Here is a 4,006-nt window from a genome sequence, read left to right on the forward strand (position 1 = left end):
CTTGGCCGCCGCTATCGTTGTAAAGGCCGCCCCCATTTTTGCCCGCGCCATTTTTGGAGATCCCCGCGTTGCTAATGGTGAGGGTGCCTTTGTTGTAAATACCACCTCCCTCTTGGCCAGCGCCATTGGTGGAGATTCCAACGCTGGTGATGGTTACCTTGCCGCCGCTGTCGTTGTAAAGGCCGCCTCCCTTTTGGCTGGCGCCATTGCTGGAGATCCCCGTGTTGCTGATGGTGAGGGTGCCCTTGTTATAAATACCGCCTCCATCTTGGACAACGATATTGCTGGATATCCCAGTAGTGACAATGGTTACCTTGCCGCCGCTGTCATTGTAAAGGCCACCCCCATCTTGGCCAGCGACATTGGAGGAAATTCCAGAATCTGTAACGGTTACCGTGCTCAAGCTGTAGACGCCGCCACCAAGAGAAGTTGCCTTGTTGTTGGAGATCTGAGCGTTGGCAATTTTAAACTGTCCGCCAGCATCGACGAAAACTCCACCACCCGCCGTATGTGGAAACCCTGACCCATCTGCACAACCTTGGTAGAGTCCCACGTCTTTCATCTGGAGATCGCCTGTACTCTGGACATGGAAGAGGCGGAATTCTCCTTTGGCTGCAGTGTTATCCGGCTTACATGTCACCGAAGTGTCGCGCTGAATGCCTGCACCATTTCCTTGAAGGGTGATGGTGCTCGTGATGTCCAAATCGTCGTTGTCGGCTCCACTGTCTGTTTGGTGCCCACCTCCATCGTCGTCCAGCGACAAGATACAATAATCTGTTTGCAGAACAATGGTGTCTGCCCCTGAGCCTGCGATGCATTCGCCAGCTGTACTAAATAATGCAGAATCGGTGTTGGCTGCAATGACCGCTTCCCGCAAAGAGCATTGGCCGTCATCAGATATGACATCGGCTGGGTTTGTAACATTAATTGTTGCGGCTTGGGCAGGCAATCCTAGACCTGCAACAGCTACACCGACCAAAAAGGGGACGACAATGCCAGAAGTGTAGGAGCGCACAGCGGTCTCTTCAGCGGGTTTCTGGGCAGCGAAGATATCTGTAAGGGTATCTAATAAGTCTTTCGCCCACATACCCACTCACCTGGGAACGACGGCTTCAAAGCGAATGGCCCCGGCCGTGCCAGATCCCTCCACGTCGACCACCGCCACTCCGTTGGAGTTGGTGATGCCGCCGCAGGTCGGCGGCACCGCTTGTCTCTGGAGAATGAGAAGCTCTCCCTCTAAGCCGGATGCCACTTCGCATCCATAGATCAAGATCTCTGCATCATCAGCCAGGCTAGATTTCCACTGCGAGAGCAAGCTTGTATATTCGGATAGGTTTTCTAGGCTGAGAAGACTTTTGCCCAACTGTATTGAGCCCGCCTGCCCGTGAGATAGAACGTGCCAAGCTCTAACCCCTTTTCGACCTCGCAGCGCCTCGGCAATCTGCTGGATCCCGTCTTTGTTAGGATCCAAAGGAATAATCTCTGTTCCAGGTCGGATCCCTGCTAGCAAGATCGACAGATCGGGCAAAGCTTGGTCGATAAAGACCAGCCCATCTTGAGCAGAGTGTTGCAGAAGTATATTCCCTGATGTAGCGGAGTCGGCATTCTCCACTCTCAAAAGCAAAATGAGCAAAGCTGTGGAAACGGATCCCAAAGTACGGCTGAGAATCTGCAGTAGCCCGGCGGGTTGCTTAGAGTTGGGCGGAGACGGTCTTGAGGTCAACATCTAACACTCCTCGCTTTTTCAGGGAATGTCTTCAAAAAAGAAAGAAACAGGACTCAATTCCAAGCGAAGCAGCTACAAATTGTCCACTCTCACCGTAACTGGGTTACTGAATACTAAAGTTCCAGATGATAGACGGACTGAAGCTCTATTGGTGATGACGATGGGTAGGGTAGGAGCCTCAGGAGAAGGTGTTGCTGCCGGCGAAGGAGTTGCGGGAGCAAGAGGAGAAGCTGGTGGCCGAGTTGCCGGCGGTTCAATGGGCACTGGAGGCGGAGTAGGCACCGGGATCCGCAGCCGACAGGGTTGATCGGATTGATTGCCTTCCGGGGCATAGCAAACTCGAATGAGATCCTCTACAAAACGCAGTCCATTAAAACTCAGCCGATCCGCTTGCTGAATGATATCGCCAATAATTTCCTCTAGGTTACGGGCAGCTCTGGAAAGAGGAATGCTAACAAACAAAATGTTCTCCAAATCCCTAACCTCAGGGGGGGCTAAGTTCGAGAAGGGTACCCGCTCCTGTTCCCGTAGCAAAATGCGATAGAGAGCCTCGCTCCAAGGAGAGACATCGACGGCTGCGCTGAAAACAAATCCCCGCAGCGGTGTAGGCTGGCTGGCCTGCCGTCCCTGCCCAACGAGGTTCGATTGCACCGAAACCAATTTCCCCGGCGGCTGCGTGATCGAGCCAGAAAAGGGAATCGTAAAGCGCAAGTTGCTATCCAGGGTGGCAGTGGCCAAGGGGGGAAACAAAATCTCTCCCCGTGAGCTCAAGCCGACTAGCTGAACTGAGTTGCCTGCCGAAAAGACTGGCCCGCCTGCACAAAGAGCAGCCGTGGATCCCGGGCCACAAAGCTGACCAAAGGGATCAACGACCAGCCCCAGGATGGCAGCCGCGGAGCCGGCAGCGGGATCCCTTGTCGGCAACTCCACTCCAGCAGGATTGCCAGAGCCGCCACTACCGCAACTTTTCAGCAAAACAGTGAGGGAACCTGTAACCACAGCAGCCAGGACAAGCGCAGCCGGTTGCCAAAATCTGCTGCCCAGTCGTCGAAACATGTGCCTATGCCTTGCTCTCAATTGCGGATGCTGTCGGTTTGCAGAAGGGCTCTAGCGGGATCCCACCGTGAGAACGGCGTCGCTAAAGGATGTCACAAAACGGCTTCCCTCTCTTTCGACCCGCAGTTCGCCGCTGAGAAGATAAGAGCCAGCAGGTAGGGGAACATTACTTTGTACCCGCACCTGCAGGCGGTGCTCTCCAATAGCAGCAGGGAATAGATTGGCAAAGGGAGCTTCCAGAGCCTCGGCAAACCGCGCCAGCACAAACGTGCCTTCTGTGGCCGCCGCCAGTCGCTGGAGCTCCAGCAGGTTTAAGTCAACGCCCAGCCCAACTACATACACGGTCAGCTTCTGCCCCCGCTCTTGGGCCAGAGTTGTGAGCTCCCGAATGGTCTGGTCAATGGAGCGGGTGCTCTCGTTGTCGATGCCGTCGGTAAACACCACCAGGCGGCGGTTGAAGGTCTCATTGGGGCGAAAGTCACTTAAGAAACGCCCGGCTTCCACCGTGGCGTCATACAAGGCGGTGTTCCCACCGGGATTTGCCCGCAATACCCCTCGCCTAAGCAGTTGCTTGTCGCTGGTGAAGTCTTGCAGCAGTTGGGCCGTGCGCAAAGGCTGGCCGAGAGCCGTAGCGCCAAAACCGGCCCCTCGGTTATCAAAACGGAGCACCGCCCCCAGATCCAAGGGTGTGGTGCGAAATTGATCCAAAAGCCCAAAAACAGCTAAGAAGCGACGGGACTGGGGATCCAAAACCAACAGGCTGCCGGAGCCGTCCATGAGGATGGCCATGAGCAAAGGCTGACGGGCCAGCTCAGCTCGAGGGTTCTCGATGCGGGTGGGGCTTAGAGTTACTGTGGCTGACTGCGGGATCCCTTGCAGATCGGTTATGCGGTTAACTTGCAAGCTGACCTGGGCAGGAGAAAGCTGGGTGACCGGCTGAGGCGGATCCCCTGCTTGCAAGAGGGCAATGTTGAACTCCATCTCCCCCTGGGTGGTGCTGAAACTGCGCGTCAGAGCCCCATTGAAGGTCAAGCGCGTTTGGGATCCCAAAGAAGCAGGGTCGATCCCTGTGCTACTGGAAGAGCCACAGCCGGTTATGGAGATCCCCAGCAGGATCAAGACAATTGCCCAGCCAGTTTCTCGGTTTTGGGGTCTGCTAAGCTGCATTGTTGAAACCTGAAGAATATAGCCGATAACACAGACAAGCTTGAGGACAGCAGCGTA

The 4,006-nt window shown here is 55.2% G+C and carries 3 protein-coding genes and 1 pseudogene; all 4 read right to left on the reverse strand.

The window, feature by feature from the left end; all coding sequences use genetic code 11:
* Positions 1 to 1,087: pseudogene (locus NW852_RS12280) on the reverse strand (hypothetical protein); the annotation flags it as partial.
* A gap of 6 nt (positions 1,088 to 1,093) precedes the next feature.
* A complete protein-coding gene (locus NW852_RS12285; RefSeq protein WP_414370407.1) occupies positions 1,094 to 1,726 on the reverse strand; it encodes a DUF4347 domain-containing protein in 633 nt (210 codons plus the stop codon).
* Between the two features lie 776 nt (positions 1,727 to 2,502).
* Positions 2,503 to 2,682 (reverse strand): hypothetical protein, encoded by a 180-nt coding sequence (locus NW852_RS12290; protein WP_414370411.1) that lies wholly within the window; start codon positions 2,680 to 2,682, stop codon positions 2,503 to 2,505.
* Positions 2,683 to 2,833: 151 nt separating this feature from the next.
* On the reverse strand, positions 2,834 to 4,006 hold a 1,173-nt coding region (locus NW852_RS12295), incomplete at its 5' end, for a vWA domain-containing protein (protein WP_414426788.1).

It is taken from the genome of Synechococcus sp. H60.1 (genome assembly GCF_047462335.1).
Taxonomy (GTDB): Bacteria; Cyanobacteriota; Cyanobacteriia; order Thermostichales; family Thermostichaceae; genus Thermostichus.